The organism is Ramlibacter sp. PS4R-6, from assembly GCF_037572775.1.
In the GTDB taxonomy this organism is placed as follows: domain Bacteria; phylum Pseudomonadota; class Gammaproteobacteria; order Burkholderiales; family Burkholderiaceae_C; genus Ramlibacter.
The window spans coordinates 3,771,552-3,787,490 of the sequence record NZ_JBBHKA010000001.1 but is presented as its reverse complement, the minus strand read 5'-3'; the positions used below and the strand labels follow the sequence as shown (position 1 = coordinate 3,787,490).

16 protein-coding genes, 1 tRNA gene and 1 pseudogene are annotated in these 15,939 nt (G+C 68.0%); 10 read left to right on the top strand and 8 right to left on the bottom strand.

The annotated features are described in order from the left end of the window. Positions 1-7 precede the first annotated feature (7 nt). Genes WG903_RS18890 through WG903_RS18880 form a run of 3 tightly spaced genes read left to right on the top strand, consistent with a single transcriptional unit; the run spans position 8 to position 2,671 of the window. The gene (locus tag WG903_RS18890; protein ID WP_340078124.1) at positions 8-1,138 is read left to right on the top strand and encodes a branched-chain amino acid ABC transporter permease; all 1,131 of its coding nucleotides are present in this window, start codon (positions 8-10) and stop codon (positions 1,136-1,138) included. 10 nt (positions 1,139-1,148) lie between these two features. Beyond that, entirely contained in the window at positions 1,149-1,958 is an 810-nt protein-coding gene (locus WG903_RS18885; RefSeq protein WP_340078123.1) for an ABC transporter ATP-binding protein, read from the top strand. Beyond that, positions 1,955-2,671, top strand: coding sequence for an ABC transporter ATP-binding protein (locus WG903_RS18880; protein ID WP_340078122.1), 717 nt, complete (start codon positions 1,955-1,957; stop codon positions 2,669-2,671). Before WG903_RS18885 ends, WG903_RS18880 begins: the two co-directional genes overlap by 4 nt. A 6-nt stretch (positions 2,672-2,677) precedes the next feature. On the opposite strand, the gene WG903_RS18875 is transcribed toward WG903_RS18880, so the two are convergent. The 3 genes from WG903_RS18875 to WG903_RS18865 form a co-directional block, all read right to left on the bottom strand. Then, entirely contained in the window at positions 2,678-3,085 is a 408-nt protein-coding gene (locus WG903_RS18875; RefSeq protein ID WP_340078121.1) for a hypothetical protein, read from the bottom strand. Between the two features lie 104 nt (positions 3,086-3,189). After that, on the bottom strand, positions 3,190-4,152 hold the full coding sequence (locus WG903_RS18870) for a Bug family tripartite tricarboxylate transporter substrate binding protein (RefSeq protein WP_340078120.1): 963 nt from the start codon (positions 4,150-4,152) through the stop codon (positions 3,190-3,192). Beyond that, on the bottom strand, positions 4,149-5,237 hold the full coding sequence (locus tag WG903_RS18865) for a CDP-6-deoxy-delta-3,4-glucoseen reductase (RefSeq protein ID WP_340078119.1): 1,089 nt from the start codon (positions 5,235-5,237) through the stop codon (positions 4,149-4,151). The genes WG903_RS18870 and WG903_RS18865 overlap by 4 nt, the downstream gene beginning before the upstream one ends. Before the next feature lie 43 nt (positions 5,238-5,280). On the opposite strand from WG903_RS18865, the gene WG903_RS18860 reads away from it, so the two are divergent. After that, positions 5,281-6,213: an NAD-dependent epimerase/dehydratase family protein gene (locus WG903_RS18860; protein WP_340078118.1), complete on the top strand. Its 933-nt coding sequence runs from the start codon at positions 5,281-5,283 to the stop codon at positions 6,211-6,213. Here WG903_RS18860 and cysN read toward each other — a convergent pair. The 3 genes and pseudogenes from cysN to WG903_RS18845 all read right to left on the bottom strand — a co-directional run. Further along, positions 6,210-8,105 (bottom strand): sulfate adenylyltransferase subunit CysN, encoded by a 1,896-nt coding sequence (cysN, locus tag WG903_RS18855; RefSeq protein ID WP_340078117.1) that lies wholly within the window; start codon positions 8,103-8,105, stop codon positions 6,210-6,212. The genes WG903_RS18860 and cysN overlap by 4 nt on opposite strands. Continuing rightward, the gene (gene cysD / locus WG903_RS18850) at positions 8,105-9,004 is read right to left on the bottom strand and encodes a sulfate adenylyltransferase subunit CysD (RefSeq protein ID WP_340078286.1); all 900 of its coding nucleotides are present in this window, start codon (positions 9,002-9,004) and stop codon (positions 8,105-8,107) included. Before cysD ends, cysN begins: the two co-directional genes overlap by 1 nt. 609 nt (positions 9,005-9,613) lie before the next feature. Next, positions 9,614-9,805: pseudogene (locus tag WG903_RS18845) on the bottom strand (helix-turn-helix domain-containing protein); the annotation flags it as partial. Positions 9,806-9,874: 69 nt separating this feature from the next. Here WG903_RS18845 and WG903_RS18840 point away from each other — a divergent pair. Further along, complete coding sequence (locus WG903_RS18840; RefSeq protein WP_340078116.1) at positions 9,875-10,675, top strand: sulfite exporter TauE/SafE family protein; 801 nt, start codon at positions 9,875-9,877, stop codon at positions 10,673-10,675. 8 nt (positions 10,676-10,683) lie between these two features. Continuing rightward, the gene (locus WG903_RS18835; protein ID WP_340078115.1) at positions 10,684-12,072 is read left to right on the top strand and encodes an FAD/NAD(P)-binding protein; all 1,389 of its coding nucleotides are present in this window, start codon (positions 10,684-10,686) and stop codon (positions 12,070-12,072) included. 89 nt (positions 12,073-12,161) lie between these two features. Here WG903_RS18835 and WG903_RS18830 read toward each other — a convergent pair. After that, a tRNA-Leu gene (locus tag WG903_RS18830) sits at positions 12,162-12,248 on the bottom strand. A 40-nt stretch (positions 12,249-12,288) separates the two neighbouring features. Between WG903_RS18830 and cysM the strand changes: the two genes are divergently transcribed. Genes cysM through WG903_RS18815 form a run of 3 tightly spaced genes read left to right on the top strand, consistent with a single transcriptional unit; the run spans position 12,289 to position 13,945 of the window. After that, on the top strand, positions 12,289-13,200 hold the full coding sequence (gene cysM, locus WG903_RS18825) for a cysteine synthase CysM (RefSeq protein WP_340078114.1): 912 nt from the start codon (positions 12,289-12,291) through the stop codon (positions 13,198-13,200). A gap of 59 nt (positions 13,201-13,259) precedes the next feature. Then, a complete protein-coding gene (locus WG903_RS18820) occupies positions 13,260-13,721 on the top strand; it encodes an NUDIX domain-containing protein (protein ID WP_445263638.1) in 462 nt (153 codons plus the stop codon). Next, positions 13,718-13,945, top strand: a complete 228-nt coding sequence (locus WG903_RS18815) for a sulfurtransferase TusA family protein (RefSeq protein WP_340078112.1) — start codon at positions 13,718-13,720, stop codon at positions 13,943-13,945. Before WG903_RS18820 ends, WG903_RS18815 begins: the two co-directional genes overlap by 4 nt. On the opposite strand, the gene galU is transcribed toward WG903_RS18815, so the two are convergent. After that, positions 13,942-14,826, bottom strand: coding sequence for a UTP--glucose-1-phosphate uridylyltransferase GalU (gene galU / locus WG903_RS18810; protein ID WP_340078111.1), 885 nt, complete (start codon positions 14,824-14,826; stop codon positions 13,942-13,944). The two genes, WG903_RS18815 and galU, sit on opposite strands and share 4 nt — an antisense overlap. A gap of 107 nt (positions 14,827-14,933) precedes the next feature. Between galU and WG903_RS18805 the strand changes: the two genes are divergently transcribed. Beyond that, complete coding sequence (locus WG903_RS18805; RefSeq protein ID WP_340078110.1) at positions 14,934-15,929, top strand: NAD(P)-dependent oxidoreductase; 996 nt, start codon at positions 14,934-14,936, stop codon at positions 15,927-15,929. The last annotated feature ends 10 nt before the right edge of the window (positions 15,930-15,939 follow it).

The following is a 15,939-nucleotide window of genomic DNA, read 5'->3' as shown; positions in this document are numbered from 1 at the left end:
CGAGGCCATGGACTTCATCAACCGCCAGAACAAGTACGTCGTCTACGCACTGGGCGCGCTCGCGCTGTGCATCCTGCCGCTGCTGCTGCAGTACGCCGGCAACTTCTGGGTGCGCATCGCCGACATCGCGCTGCTCTACGTGCTGCTCGCGCTGGGCCTGAACATCGTGGTGGGCTATGCGGGCCTGCTGGACCTGGGCTACGTCGCGTTCTTCGCGATCGGCGCCTACATGTACGGCCTGATGGCCTCGCCGCACCTGTCCGAGAACTTCCCCTGGTTCGCGCGCATGTTCCCGCAGGGCCTGCACACGTCGGTGTGGATGATCATCCCGATGGCCGCGGCGCTGGCGGGCATCTTCGGCATCCTGCTGGGCGCGCCCACGCTGAAGCTGCGCGGCGACTACCTCGCCATCGTCACGCTCGGCTTCGGCGAGATCATCCGCGTGTTCCTGAACAACCTGGACCACCCGGTGAACCTCACCAACGGCCCCAAGGGCCTGGGCCAGATCGACGCGATCACGCTGTTCAAGTTCGACTGGCTGGGCATCCCCGGCATCAACCTCGGCAAGCGCCACGAGGTCTTCGGCTTCGACATCTCGGCGGTCACCAACTACTACTACCTGTTCCTCGTGCTGGTGGTCCTGTCCGTGATCATCTGCCACCGCCTGGAACTGTCGCGCATCGGCCGCGCCTGGATGGCGATCCGCGAGGACGAGATCGCGGCCAAGGCCATGGGCATCAACACGCGCAACATGAAGCTGCTGGCGTTCGGCATGGGCGCCACCTTCGGCGGCATCTCCGGCTCGATGTTCGCGGCCTTCCAGGGCTTCGTCTCGCCCGAGTCGTTCTCGCTGACCGAGTCGATCATGATCGTCGCGATGGTGGTGCTGGGCGGCATCGGCCACCTGCCGGGCGTGATCCTCGGCGCGGTGCTGCTGTCCTCGCTGCCGGAAGTGCTGCGCTGGGTGTCGGGCATCTTCGACCTGCAGGCGATCTCCGGCGGGCGGCTCGACCCCGCCATCCTGCGCCAGCTGCTGATCGCGCTGGCGATGATCATCGTGATGCTGCTGCGTCCGCGCGGCATCTGGCCCACGCCGGAACACGGCAAGTCGCTGCAGCAGCAGCCGGCGTCGAAGTGAGGTGAGCGGCATGGCTGAAACCGTCCTTCGCGTCAGCGGCGTATCCAAGCGCTTCGGGGGCCTGCAGGCGCTCTCCGACGTCGGGCTCACCATCGAGCGCGGCCAGGTCTACGGCCTGATCGGCCCGAACGGCGCCGGCAAGACGACCTTCTTCAACGTGATCACCGGGCTGTACACCGCCGACAGCGGCAGTTTCGAGCTCGCCGGCAAGCCCTACGTGCCGAGCGCGGTGCACGAGGTGGCCAAGGCCGGCATCGCGCGCACCTTCCAGAACATCCGGCTCTTTGCCGAGATGACGGCGCTCGAGAACGTGATGGTCGGCCGCCACATCCGCACGGAGTCGGGCCTCATGGGCGCGATGTTCCGCACGAAGCATTTCGTGAACGAGGAAGCAGCGATCGCCAAGCGCGCGCAGGAGCTGCTCGACTATGTCGGCATCCCGGGCTATACGGATTACAAGGCGCGCACGCTCTCGTATGGCGACCAACGCCGCCTGGAGATCGCTCGCGCGCTGGCGACCGACCCGCAGCTGATTGCGCTCGACGAGCCGGCGGCCGGCATGAACGCCACCGAGAAGGTGCAGCTGCGCGAGCTGATCGACCGCATCCGCAACGACGGCAGCACCATCCTGCTGATCGAGCACGACGTGAAGCTGGTGATGGGCCTGTGCGACAGCGTCACCGTGCTGGACTACGGCAAGTCGATCGCGCAGGGCTCGCCCTACGACGTGCAGCGCAACGAGAAGGTGATCGAGGCCTACCTGGGCCACAGCTACGTCGCGGGCGCGCCCGCGGCCGCCACCGCGGGGGACGAAGAATGAGCAACGTGCTCCTGAAGGTGAGCGGCGTGAAGGTGGCCTACGGCGGCATCCAGGCCGTCAAGGGCGTGGATTTCGAGGTGCGCGAGGGCGAGCTCGTTTCGCTCATCGGCTCCAACGGCGCCGGCAAGACCACCACGATGAAGGCCATCACGGGCTCGCTGCCGCTGGCCGGCGGCGACATCGAATACCTGGGGCGCAGCATCAAGGGCCGCGGCCCCTGGGAACTGGTGAAGGAAGGCCTGGCCATGGTGCCGGAAGGCCGCGGCATCTTCACCCGCATGACCATTGCCGAGAACCTGCTGATGGGCGCGCACATCCGCAGCGACAAGGAGGGCATCGCGGCGGACATGGACAAGGTGTACGGCATCTTCCCGCGCCTGAAGGAACGCCGCGAGCAGCTCGCGGGCACGCTGTCGGGCGGCGAGCAGCAGATGCTCGCGATGGGCCGCGCGCTCATGAGCCGGCCGAAGGTGCTGCTGATGGACGAGCCGTCGATGGGCCTGTCGCCCATCATGGTCGACAAGATCTTCGAGGTGGTGCGCGACGTGTACGCGCAGGGCGTGACGGTGCTGCTGGTCGAGCAGAACGCGGCGCGCGCGCTGGACATCGCCAACCGCGGCTACGTGATGGAGTCCGGGCTCATCACCATGAGCGGCGAAGGCAAGGCGATGCTCAACGACCCGAAGGTGCGGGCCGCCTACCTGGGCGAGTAGCGCCGCTCAGTACTTGTATTGCAGCCCCAGGTTCGTCGACCGCACGAGCCCCGTGGACATGCGCAGGTCGTAGGAAATCCACTCGAAGGTGGCCGTCAGGCGCGGTGAGAAGTCCCAGCTGACCCCGCCGCCCCAGGACATCCCCGGCGCGGTTTCCTGCAGCGGCACCGCTAGCGTGGACAGGCCGGTCAGCGGTGCATCGGGGCGTGACGCGGTGGTCGTCCCCAGCTTGCCGAATGCGGTGAAGGAGGCCACCTGCGCACGGCCGACGACGCTCAGGTCCTTGAGCCCGATGGGCGCGCGGCTCACGGCCAGGCCGAGCGAATAGGGAGAGGCAGCCTCCTGCTGCTGGGCCTGCACGATGCCGGCCGCGAGGAGGATGACGGATGCGAAAACCCTGCGCGCGATGCCCATGGCTGTCTCCTTCTTCCCTGCTGCTGAGGCACGTTGTAGGTCAGCAGCAGCCCGGCCGTTTGTAGGACAAACCGCACACGCGGTGTCGGAGAGACTGCTTAGGGTCAGTCGACCTTGGCGCCGGAAAGCTTCACAACTTTTTCGTATTTCACGAGCTCGGATTGCATGAAGCGGCCGAATTCCTGTGGCGTATTCCACACGGGCTCGGCCATCAGCGCGCCGAAGCGCGTCCTCGCTTCAGGCGATTGCAGTGCAGCAACGAACGCGGCGTTGTATTTCGCGACGAGGTCCGCGGGCATGCCCGCGGGGCCGACGAGTCCCCACCAGGTGTCGATCGCGAACCCCTTGACGGTGTCGGCCACGGGTGGGACGTCGGGCAGCGCAGGCGAACGGTTGAGCGTGGTGACGGCGAGAGCTTTCAGCTTGCCCGCCCGGATGTTCGGCGCCGCGGTGGCGAGGTTGTCGAAGTTGAAGTCGACCTGGCCCGACAGCAGCGCCAGCTGCGCCGGGTTGCCGCCGTTGTAGGGGATGTGCACGGCAAAGATGCCCGCGCCGCTCTTGAACATCTCGCCGGCGAGGTGCCCCGCGCTGCCGTTGCCGCCGCTGCCGTAGTTGAGCTTGGCCGGGTTGGCCTTGGCGTACGCGACGAGGTCGCGCACCGAGTTGATCTTCAGGCGCGCGGCCGTCTCCGCGTTCATGACCAGCACGTTGGGCACGCGGACCATCTGCGTGATCGGCGTGAAGTCCTTCACCGCGTCGTACGGCATCTTCGCGAACAGCCACGGGTTGATCGCGTGCGTCGCGACGGCCGAGATGCCGATGGTGAGGCCGTCGGGCGGCGCCTTGGCCACGATGTCGGCGCCGATGTTGCCGCCGCCGCCGGGCTTGTTGTCGATGATGAGGGTGCCCAGCGAATCCTTGACGCGTTCGGCGAGCAGGCGCGCGGTGACGTCGATGGGGCCGCCGGCGGCGTACGGGACGACCAGGCGGATGGGGCGCTGTTGCGCGAAGGCGGGCAGGGCGAGGGCGCTCGCGGCCGCGAGAAGGAAGGGGCGTCTTTGGATCATGCGGTCTTGCCGTGCTTGTCCGACTCGCTCGTGAAGGCGTCGGCGTAGAACTCGTCGGGGGGCAGCTTGCACTGCGCGCTGAACTGCTCGCGCGCGGAGTCGACCACGATGGGCGCGCCGCAGGCATACACCTGGTGGCCCGAGAGGTCGGGGAAGTCTTCCATCACCGCCTTGTGCACGAAGCCCGTGCGGCCGGTCCAGTTGTCCTCGGGCAGCGCGTTGGAGATGACGGGCACGTACTGCAGCGTCGGCATCTGCGCGAGCTGCGCCTTCACCCAGTCGTCCAGGTACAGGTCCGCCGGGCGGCGGCCGCCCCAGTACAGCGTGGCCGGGCGCTGGATGCCCTTGAACTGCAGGTGTTCGATCACGGCCTTGATCGGTGCGAAGCCGGTGCCCGATGCGAGCAGCACGATGGGCTTGTCCGAGTCCTCGCGCAGGTAGAAGCTGCCGTACGGCCCTTCGACGCGCATGATCTCCTTTTCCTTCATCGCCGTGAACACGTGGTCGGTGAACTTGCCGCCGGGCATGTGGCGGATATGCAGCTCGATCACCGGCGCGCTGGTGCCCGGGCCTGTCTCCTGCATCAGCCGGTGCGGCGCATTGGCCATCGAGTAGCTGCGGCGCGCGCCGTCGCGCAGGATGAACTCGACGTACTGGCCCGCGTGGAAGCGCATGGTGTCGTTGGCGGGCAGCTGCATGCGCAGCACCACGACGTCGGGCGAGCGCCGCTCCATCGACAGCACGCGCGAGGGCATCTTGCGCACGGGGAAGGCGCTCTCGTCGGTGACCTGCTTGGAGTAGATGACGACGTCGCTCTGCGGCACGCCGCAGCAGGTGAGGATGTAGCCCTCGGCTTCTTCCTCGGCGCTCAATGCCTTGGCCTGGTGGGTGCCGTGCACCACGATGCCCTCGAGCTTCTTGCACTTGCACGAGCCGCACGCGCCGTCCTTGCAGCCGTAGGGCATGCCGATGCCCTGGCGGATGGCGGCGGGCAGGATCGCCTCGCCACCTTCGACTTCGAACGAGCGCCCGCTCGGCTGGGCCGTCACCTTGAAGGGTCCGGTCGGTGCGCTGGGGCTCGTCATGTTTTCGGTATCCTCGGGCGGTCGTTGTCGCGAACAGTCGATTTTGCCCTCAATCCAGAGTCCCCTAGGCGCGCTGCCGTCGCGCTTCCGGCGCGAGCGCGTGCTCATCGTGGGCTGCGGCGACATCGGGTTGCGTGTCGCCAGCCGCTTGCGCGGGCGCGTGCTGATGAGGGCGCTCAGCTCCACACCGGAGCGTCATGCAACCTTGCGGGCGGCGGGGATCGTGCCCCTGGCGGGCAATCTCGATGACCCCCTGTCGTTGCGGCGCCTGGCCGGCCTCGCCACCCGTGCCATCCACCTCGCGCCGCCGGCGACCGAGCACTCGGGTGCGTGGTGGCGGGACTTCCGCACGCTCGCCCTGCTGCGCGCGCTGGCGGGGCGGTCCGCGCCGGCGAGCATGGTCTACGCGTCCACCAGTGGGGTGTACGGCGACTGCGGCGGGGCTCTTGTCGCCGAGGCTCGTCCGCCGAACCCGAGGACGCCGCGCGCGCAGCGCCGGCTCGACGCCGAGCGGCTGGTGCGGCATTTCGGCCGCCGCACCGGGTCGCGCGTGTCCATCCTGCGTGTGCCGGGCATCTACGGGCCGGGGCGCAGCGGCAGCCCGCGTGAGCGCCTCGAGCAGGGCACGCCCGTGCTGGCGGCCCCCGAGGATGTGTACACGAACCACGTGCATGCCGACGATCTCGCGCTGGCCGTCGAGGTGGCGCTTTGGCGGGGTTCGGCGCAGCGTGTGTACAACACCAACGACGACACGCGCCTGAAGGCGGGCGACTACTACGACCTGGCAGCGGACATCTACGGCCTGCAACGGCCGCGCCGCGTCGCGCGGGCATCGGCCGAACAGGAGCTGTCGCTCAACTCGCTGGGCTTCCTGAACGAATCCCGGCAGCTGTCCAACGAGCGCCTCAAGCGCGAGCTGCGCGTGGCGCTGCGCTTTCCGACCGTGCGCGAAGGCCTCGCGGCCATGCGGCCCTAGGGCAACACGCCGCGCTCGCGCAGCAGCGCGACGATGCGGTCGACCGCTTCCGCGGGCGTGACGCGGTCGGTCTGCAGGCGCAGCTCGGGCGACTCCGGCTCCTCGTAGCGCGAGTCGATGCCGGTGAAGTTCTTCAGCTCGCCGCGCCGCGCCTTCTTGTACAGGCCCTTCACGTCGCGCTGCTCGGCCACGGCCAGCGGCACGTCGATGTGGATCTCGATGAACTCGTCCTGCGCGACGAGCGAGCGCGCCATGCGCCGCTCGGCGCGGAAGGGCGAGATGAACGCGGTCATCACAATCAGGCCCGCATCGACCATCAGCTTGGCCACTTCGGCGACGCGGCGGATGTTCTCCACGCGGTCGGTGTCGGTGAAGCCCAGGTCCTTGTTGAGGCCGTGCCGCACGTTGTCGCCGTCGAGCAGGTAGGTGCGGTGGCCCATCGCGAAGAGGCGCTTCTCGAGAAGGTTCGAGATGGTTGACTTGCCCGATCCCGACAGGCCCGTGAACCACACGACGCACGACTTCTGGCCGTTCAGCTTGCAGCGCGCGGCCTTGTCCACGTCCGTGTGCTGCACGTGCACGTTCTGGCTGCGGCGCAGCGCGAAATGGATCATCCCCGCGCCGACGGTGGCGTTGGTCATGCGGTCGATCAGGATGAAACCGCCGGTGTCGCGGTTCTCCTTGTAGGGATCGAAGCCGATGGGGCGGTCAAGGTTGAGCGTGCACACGCCGATGGCGTTCAGGCCCAGCGTCTTGGCGGCGGTGTGCTCCAGCGTGTTGACGTTGACCTGGTACTTCACGTCCATCACGGAAGCGGTCACCGTGCGCGTGCCCATCTTCATCAGGTAGAAGCGGCCGGGCAGCAGCTGCTCCTCGTGCATCCATACGATGGTGGTCTCGAACTGGTCGGCGACACCGGCCGGCGCATCGGCCTGCGAGATCAGGTCGCCGCGCGAGATGTCCACTTCGTCGGCGAGCGCGATCGTCACCGACTGGCCCGCCACCGCGTGCGGCAGGTCGCCGTCGAGGGTGACGATGCGCTTGACGGTGCTCTCCTTGCCGGAGGGCTGTACCCGGATGCGGTCGCCGGGCTTCACCGTGCCACCCGCGATCGTGCCGGAGAAGCCGCGGAAGTCGAGGTCCGGGCGGTTCACCCATTGCACGGGCAGGCGGAACGGGCCCTTCTGCTGGCGCTCCTCGTCCACTTCCACCGTCTCGAGCCAACCCATCAGTGTCGGCCCGTTGTACCAGGGCATCTTCTCGCTGCGGCCGGTGATGTTGTGGCCCTTGAAGGCGGAGACCGGGATGAAGGTGACGTCCTTCAGGCCGATCTGCCCGGCGAACGCCAGGTAGTCGTCGACGATCTTCTGATACGTCTTCTCCGTGTAGTCGACGAGGTCCATCTTGTTGATGGCCACGCAGATGTGCTCGATGCCCAGCAGCGACACCAGGTAGCTGTGGCGCCGGGTCTGCGTGAGCACGCCCTTGCGAGCATCGACCATCAGGATCGCGGCGTCGGCCGTCGACGCACCGGTGACCATGTTGCGCGTGTACTGCTCGTGGCCCGGCGTGTCGGCGACGATGAACTTGCGGTTCTCGGTCGAGAAGAAGCGGTAGGCGACGTCGATGGTGATGCCCTGCTCGCGCTCGGCGGCCAGGCCGTCGACGAGCAGCGCGAAGTCGATGTTGTCGCCCTGCGTGCCCCACTTGCGCGAGTCGGCTTCCATCGCCGCAATCTGGTCCTCGAACAGCATCTTCGAGTCGTACAGCAGGCGGCCGATCAGCGTGCTCTTGCCGTCGTCGACGCTGCCGCAGGTGATGAAGCGCAGCAGGCTCTTCTTCTCGTGCTTCTCGAGGTATTGGGCGATGTCGGTGGAAATGAGCGCGTCCATCAGAAATAGCCCTCCTGCTTCTTCTTCTCCATCGAGGCCGACTGGTCGTGGTCGATCACGCGGCCCTGGCGCTCGGAGGTCTTCGCCAGCAGCATCTCCTGGATGATGTCCTGCAGCGTGTCGGCCTCGGACTCGATCGCGCCGGTCAGCGGGTAGCAGCCCAGCGTGCGGAAGCGCACCTTGCGCATCATGGGCACCTCGCCCGCGCCCAGCGGCATGCGCTCGTCGTCGACCATGATCAGCGTGCCGCCGCGCTCGACCACCGGGCGCTTGGCCGCGAAGTACAGCGGCACGATCGGGATCTTCTGCAGGTAGATGTACTGCCAGATGTCCAGTTCGGTCCAGTTCGACAGCGGGAACACGCGCAGCGACTCGCCCTTGTGCTTGCGCGCGTTGTACAGCTTCCAGAGCTCGGGGCGCTGGCTCTTGGGGTCCCAGCGGTGCTGCGCGGTGCGGAAGGAGAAGATGCGTTCCTTCGCGCGCGACTTCTCCTCGTCGCGGCGCGCGCCGCCGAAGGCCGCGTCGAAGCCGTACTTGTCCAGCGCCTGCTTCAGGCCCTCGGTCTTCATCACGTCGGTGTGGATCGCAGAGCCGTGCGTGAAGGGGTTGATGTTCTTCGCGACGCCTTCGGGGTTGGTGTGCACCAGCAGGTCCAGCCCCAGGTCCTTCACCATCTTGTCGCGGAAGGCGTACATGTCGCGAAACTTCCACCGCGTGTCCACGTGCAGCAGCGGGAAAGGCGGCTTGCTCGGGTAGAAGGCCTTCATCGCCAGGTGCAGCATCACGGCGCTGTCCTTGCCGATGGAATAGAGCATCACCGGCTTCTCGCACTCGGCGACCACCTCGCGCATGATGTGGATGCTCTCCGCCTCGAGGCGTTGCAGGTGGGTGAGGTTCATGGAGGTCCTTTCGACAGGGGCGGGCGCGGGCGCCCTGAGGATCGTGGGTGCGGCGAGCACGCTGGGCGTGCCGACCTGCGGGTCGACGAGGCGCACGGCATCGCGGTGCGCATCCAGCCACTCGCGCAGCTCGGGCACGCGCAGCAGGCGCGCCGAGCCCGGCACGCTCAACTCGATGGCGGTGCGTCGCGTCGCGATGCGTTGGAGGAATTCGCGGTAGTGGCGCGCTTCGAGCGGCCCGGCGAAGGCGAGCCAGAGCAGCTGGCCGCGGGCATCGCGCGCGACCAGCAGGCCGATCTTGCCGCTGTCGGCCGGCACGCCCGGCCAGGCGGGCAGGTAGGTCTCGATGCCCGACCAGCGCATGACGCCCTCGGCGCTTGCGGCCTGGGGCAGGGCGCTGTCCTCGAAATCCAGCCCGAGCATCTCGCACAGCCGGGTCACGGTGCCGGCGCTGCGCTCGCTGCCCTGGGCCTTCAGCCAGTCGCCCAGGGCCTTGCGGCTCCACAGCTTCTGGCCGACGCCGGAGTCCTCCGGCGGGCCCGCGAGCATGGCCTGGACGAGCCCGTGCAGGAGCTCCGGAGGCAGGCCTTCGGCCTCCCGTTTCGGCCGGCCTTGGCGAGGGCTCACTTGCACGGCATTCCAGCCGCCGTCCCGGTAGGCCTTCAGGGCCCCGATGATCGTGGGCGCGCTCAGCCCCGTGGCCGCAGCGACCGCGGCGAGCTTTTCGCCCTGCAGCCGCAGGCGCACCGCCTCACGCCGCCGGGCGTTGAGGTCGGCGACCGGGATCTGGTGGCCTTTCATGTATTAAACATTAAACTGCTGAGTGCAGTTAAACATATATTTCGGGCTGCAGTCTACACCAAGCCGGCCGTGACCTTCGACTTCAACCCCATGCTCGCCACCGCGGGCGCCTTCACCGGCGTGCTGGTCGGCCTGACCGGCGTCGGGGGCGGCTCGGTGATGACGCCGATCCTGCTCCTGATCTTCGGCACGGCGCCCATGGCCGCCGTCGGAACCGACCTCTGGTTCGCGGCCTTCACCAAGATCGCGGCGACGAAGGTGCACAGCGCCCGCGGCTTGATCGACTGGCAGGTCGTGCGCCGCCTGTGGCTCGGGAGCCTGCCCGCATCGGCTGCCACCATGTGGTGGCTTTCCACCTATCCCGTCGACGCGCATTCCACCGAATGGGTCAAGGGCGCGATCGCGATGGCCATCCTCGTGACGGCGACGGCCATGCTGTTCCAGGAGCAGCTGCACGAACTGGGGCGGCGCCTGCGCATCGGCGATGCCGAAACGTTCAAGGCCCTGCAGCCTTTCATGACGGTGGCTTGCGGGGCGACGCTCGGTTTCCTCGTCACGCTCACTTCGATTGGGGCGGGCGCGCTCGGCGTCGTCTTCCTCGCGTACCTCTACCCGCTGCGCCTGACTTCCTCGCGCCTCATCGCCACCGACATCGTGCACGCCATCCCGCTCGCGATGTTCGCGGGCATGGGCCACCTCGTCGCCGGCCATGTCGACCTGAACCTGCTCGGCAACCTGCTCATCGGCTCGCTGCCCGGCGTCGTGGTCGGCGCGCTGCTCTCGTCGAAGTTGCCGCAAGTGGTCCTGCGCCGCACGCTCTCCGCCATCCTCGTATTCATCGGCGTCAAGCTTTTGCACGCCGCCGGTTGACCCGCACCATGAAGTCTTCCCCCACCTTTGCCATCGTCGGCGCCGGCTTCTCCGGCATGGCCGTCGCCGTGCAGCTGCTGCAGCGCCTGAAGGGCCCTGCGCGCATCTGCCTCATCAACCGCTCGCTCAGTTTCGGCCGCGGCCTGGCCTACGGCACCAACTCGCCGAGCCACCTGCTCAACGTGCCCGCGGGGCGCATGAGCATCGACCCCGCGCACGAATCCGGCTTCATCGACTTCCTGAAAAGCCGCGGGCTGCGCTACAAGGGCGGCGACTTCGTGCCTCGCAGCCTCTACGGCGACTACCTCGAGCGCTGCCTGCTGCGTGCGCAAGCGGCCGCGGACGAGGGCGTGCGGCTCGAGATGGTCGAAGGCGAGGTGCTGCGCATCGAGACGCAAGGCGACGGGCAGGCGCCGGTGATCCACCTGGCGTCGGGCCGCGCCATCGAGGCGAACGAAGTGGTGCTCGCGCTGGGCAATTTCACGCCGCAGCCGCCGCGTGCATCGCGCGAGATCGACTGGACCGTCGCGCCGCTGGTGAACGACGTGTGGGCGCATGGCGTGCTCGAAGAACTCAAGCCCGACGCGCCGGTGCTGCTGGTGGGCACGGGCCTCACGGCCTACGACGCCGTGCTGCGCCTGCTGGACCAGGGACACCACGGGCCCATCACCATGCTGTCGCGCCGCGCGCTGTTGCCGCAGCCGCACCGCGAACAGGAAACGCCGCCTGCCGCGCACCTCGTGCCGGGGGACTTCCTGGCCGGCGAGACGAACCTGCGCCGCTGCCTGCGCGCGACGCGCGAACTGCTGGCCCGCGCCGCGGTGGAAGGGCACGACTGGCGCGACGTCATCGGTGGCCTGCGCCCGATCACACCGCGCCTGTGGCAGCAGCTCGACGCGAAGTCGCGCAAGCAGTTCGTGCGCCACGTGGGCCCGTACTGGGACACGCACCGGCACCGCGCGGCGCCGGCGATCTTCCGGCGCATCCGCGCGGCGCTCGATTCGGGGCAGCTCAGGGTGGTGCAGGGACGGTTGCTCGATGTCCATGCCAACGGCGACGGGCTCGCGCATGTGACGTGGCGTGCGCGAGGCGCCGCGGCGCCGACGGAGTCCACTTTCGCGGCGGTGGTGAACTGCACCGGCCCGTCCAGCGACCTGCGCCGCGTCGCCGATGCGCTCATCTCGCACCTGCGCGACACGTCGCAGCTGCAGATCGACCCGCTGTCGCTGGGCCTCGCGGTGGACGACGACTACCACGTGCTGCGCGCCGACGGCACGCCGCTGCGCAACGTGCGCTACGTGGGGCCTTTGCTCAAGGCGCAGCGCTGGGAAGCGACGGCCGTGCCCGAGCTGCGCGTGCACGCGAAGAACGTCGCGGATCGGCTGCTCGCCGAGTAGGAGGCCGGAATCCCGCGCGCTTGCGCGCGTTCCATTTCGGGCACATGTGCCGGTTCGAATCCGGCACGAGGGGCCACGCGCGAAGCAAGTGGTCCCGGAGGCCGGAATCGAACCGGCACGGGTTTTACCCCGGGGGATTTTGAGTCCCCTGCGTCTACCAATTTCACCACTCCGGGCTCAGGAGAGGGAGAAATGAATTGTGGCACAGTGACATGCATGAACGCCGTCACCTACCCCACGATCGAGGACGCGATCGGCAGGACGCCGCTGGTTGCGCTGCAGCGCATCGGGGCCGAGGACAACCGCAAGCGCGGCAACGTGATCCTCGGCAAGCTCGAGGGCAACAACCCGGCCGGCTCCGTGAAGGACCGTCCCGCGTTGTCGATGATCAAGCGCGCCGAGGAGCGCGGCGAGATCAAGCCCGGCGACACGCTGATCGAGGCCACTTCGGGCAACACCGGCATCGCGCTGGCGATGGCCGCGGCGATCCGCGGCTACCGCATGGTGCTGATCATGCCGGAGGACCTGTCGGTCGAGCGCGCGCAGACGATGAAGGCCTTCGGCGCCGAGCTGCTGCTCACGCCCAAGAGCGGCGGCATGGAGTACGCGCGCGACCTCGCCGAGAACATGCAGCGCGAAGGCAAGGGCCGCGTGCTGGACCAGTTCGCCAACGCCGACAACCCGCGCATCCACTACGAGACCACCGGCCCCGAGCTGTGGGACCAGACGCAGGGCCGCATCACGCACTTCGTGAGCGCGATGGGCACGACGGGCACGATCACCGGCGTGTCGCGCTACATGCGCGAGAAGAACCCCAAGGTGCGCATCGTCGGCGCGCAGCCCAACGAAGGCTCGCGCATCCCCGGCATCCGCAAGTGGCCCGAGGAATACCTGCCCAAGATCTACGACCCGGCCGCGGTCGACGAAATGGTCTACGTGAGCCAGGACGACGCCGAGGAGATGTGCCGGCGCCTGGCGCGCGAAGAGGGCATCTTCGCCGGCATCTCGGCTGCGGGCGCGCTGTGGGTGGCGCTGGAAGTCGCGAAGAAGGTCGAGAACGCCACGATCGTCTTCGTGGTGTGCGACCGCGGCGACCGCTACCTGTCGACCGGAGTGTTCCCCGCGTGACGCAGCACGAGTGGCGGTTCTGCCCCCACTGCGCGACCCCGCTGCAAAGCATCGCGCAGATGGAGGACGGTGGCGAGAAGGCGCGCCTGCGCTGCACTGCTTGTGGCTGGACGCACTGGAACAACCCGACGCCGGTCCTTGCGGCGGTGATCGAGTACGAAGGCCACATCCTGCTGGCGCGCAACGCGGCCTGGCCCGGCCGGCGCTTCGCGCTCATCACCGGCTTCATGGAAGCGGGCGAGACGCCGAAGGACGGCATCGCGCGCGAGATCAAGGAAGAGACCAACCTCGACGCGCGCGAGCTGAACCTGATCGGCGTCTACGAATTCTTCCGCATGAACCAGGTCATCATCGCCTTCCATGCGCGCTGCGAAGGCGAGGTGCGCCTGTCGCCCGAACTCGCCGAGCACAAGCTGTTCAAGTACGACGACGTGATGTGCTGGCCCGCCGGCACCGGCTACGCGCTGGCCGAATGGCTGCGCAGCCGCGGCCACGAACCCAAGTTCATGGAGATGCGATGAACGTCGACAAGGAAATCGACACGCGCGGGCTCAATTGCCCGCTGCCCATCCTCAAGGCCAAGAAGGCGCTGGCGGACATGCAGTCCGGCCAGCTGCTGAAGGTGGTGGCGACCGACTCGGGCTCGGTGCGCGACTTCCAGGCCTTCGCGAAGCAGACCGGCAACGAACTGGTGGAGCAGCAGACCGTGGGCGAGGAGTACGTCCACGTGCTCAAGCGCCGCTAGGCCTTCAGCTGCCGGATGTATTCCTGGAAGCCCGGCCCGACTTCGCCGTGCTTCAGGGCGAATTCGACCGTGGCTTCGAGGAAGCCCTGCTTGCTGCCGCAGTCGTAGCGCTTGCCTTCGTAGCGGTAGGCATGCACGCCTTCCGTCGCGATGAGCTTGGCGATGCCGTCGGTCAGCTGGATCTCGCCGCCGGCCCCGCGCGGGTTGTTGCGGATCTCCTCGAACACCGCGGGCGTGAGGATGTAGCGGCCCGAGACGCCCATGCGTGACGGCGCGTTCTGGGGCGAGGGTTTTTCCACCAGCTTCTCGGCCTTGAGCAGGCGCTCGCCCGCGTCGGTGCCGGCGACGATGCCGTAACGCTGGACGTGTTCGAGCGGGACCTCCTGCACGGCGACCAAACTTGTCTGCTTCTCGCGAAAAACGTTGACCATTTGCGTCAGCACGCCCGGGCCGCCCTCGGGGCCGCACATCAGGTCGTCGGCCAGGAGCACCGCGAACGGCTCGTCGCCCACCAGCGGTTCGGCGCACAGCACGGCGTGCCCGAGGCCGAGCGCGCGGGGCTGCCGCACGTAGGAGCAATCCATGTCCTCGGGCACCGAGCGCACGACCCGCAGCAGTTCGTGCTTCTGGTTGATCTCGAGTTCGTTCTCCAGCTCGTACGCGGTGTCGAAGTGGTCCTCGATGGCACGCTTGTTGCGACCCGTGACGAAGATCATGTGGCGGATGCCGGCCTCGTAGGCTTCTTCCACCGCGTACTGGATCAGGGGCTTGTCCACGACCGGCAGCATTTCCTTCGGCAAGGCCTTGGTGGCCGGCAGAAAGCGGGTTCCAAGGCCCGCGACCGGGAAGACCGCCTTGCGAATTTGTGTGATTTTGTTCATGGACGATGCATTTGTTTACAGCTAAAGTCTGCCCCACGCTTGTGGCGGGGGCCCACGAGTATCGGACTTAAGTTCAGCCGTATCTGTCAGACAAGGACTCATCCCGGGTGGACATCCTACTTCTCGAACGCCTGGTGCCGGAAGCCCTGGCATGGCTCGAGGCCCGGCACTCCGTCGAATCGCGGCCGGAGCTGGCCGCGGACCCGAGCGCACTGCGCAAGGCCGTCTACAAGGCCCAGGCCGTCGTCCTGCCGCGCAAGGTGCAGGTCACCCGCGAATTCCTCGATTTCGCCCCGATGCTCAAGGCCGTGGCCCGCATGCACGTGGGCACGGACAACACCGACCTGGAAGCCTGCCGCGAACGCAAGGTCCGCGTGATCCAGGCCACCACCGCCAACGTCCGCTCCAACGCCGAATACCTGCTCGCCTCGCTGCTGCTGCTGTACCGCCGCGGCATCGGCTCGTCGCTGATCGGCGACCGCCACGCCGACATCCGCATGGGCCGCGAGTTGAACGGCAGCATCGTGGGCATCTTCGGCCTGGCGCCCACGGCGCACACGCTGGCGCTCATGCTGCATGCGCTGGGCGCCAAGCTCGTGGGCTACGACCCGGCGGTGCATCACAGCGCGCCGATCTGGAGCCGCCTGAACATCCAGCCGCTGTCGCTCGCCGACATGATGGCGCAGGCCGACGCGGTCTCCGTGCAGGTGATGTACGCGTCGCGCTACCAGGGCTTCATCAACGACAAGGTGCTGGCGCACTGCAAGCCGGGCCAGGTGTGGGTGGGCACCAGCCGCTCGCATCTGTTCGACACGGAGGCGCTGGCCGCCGCGCTCACCGACGGCCGCATCGAGGCCTGCATGCTCGATGGCGCGGAGGCCGGCTTCGCCTCCAAGGGCAGCCCGCTGCACGAGCTGACCAACCTGTTCCTCACGCCGCGCATCGGTTCGCACACGCGCGAGTCGCGCCTGCGCGCCAGCTGGTACGTCGCCCACCGCATCCACGAGACGCTCGCCGCCCCGCGCGTGACCCATCTCGACCAGCTGCCCAGCGGCACCGCGCCGCTGGAGCCGGCCACGCCGCCCCAGTTCATCATCCGCTGAAGCCGCGGGC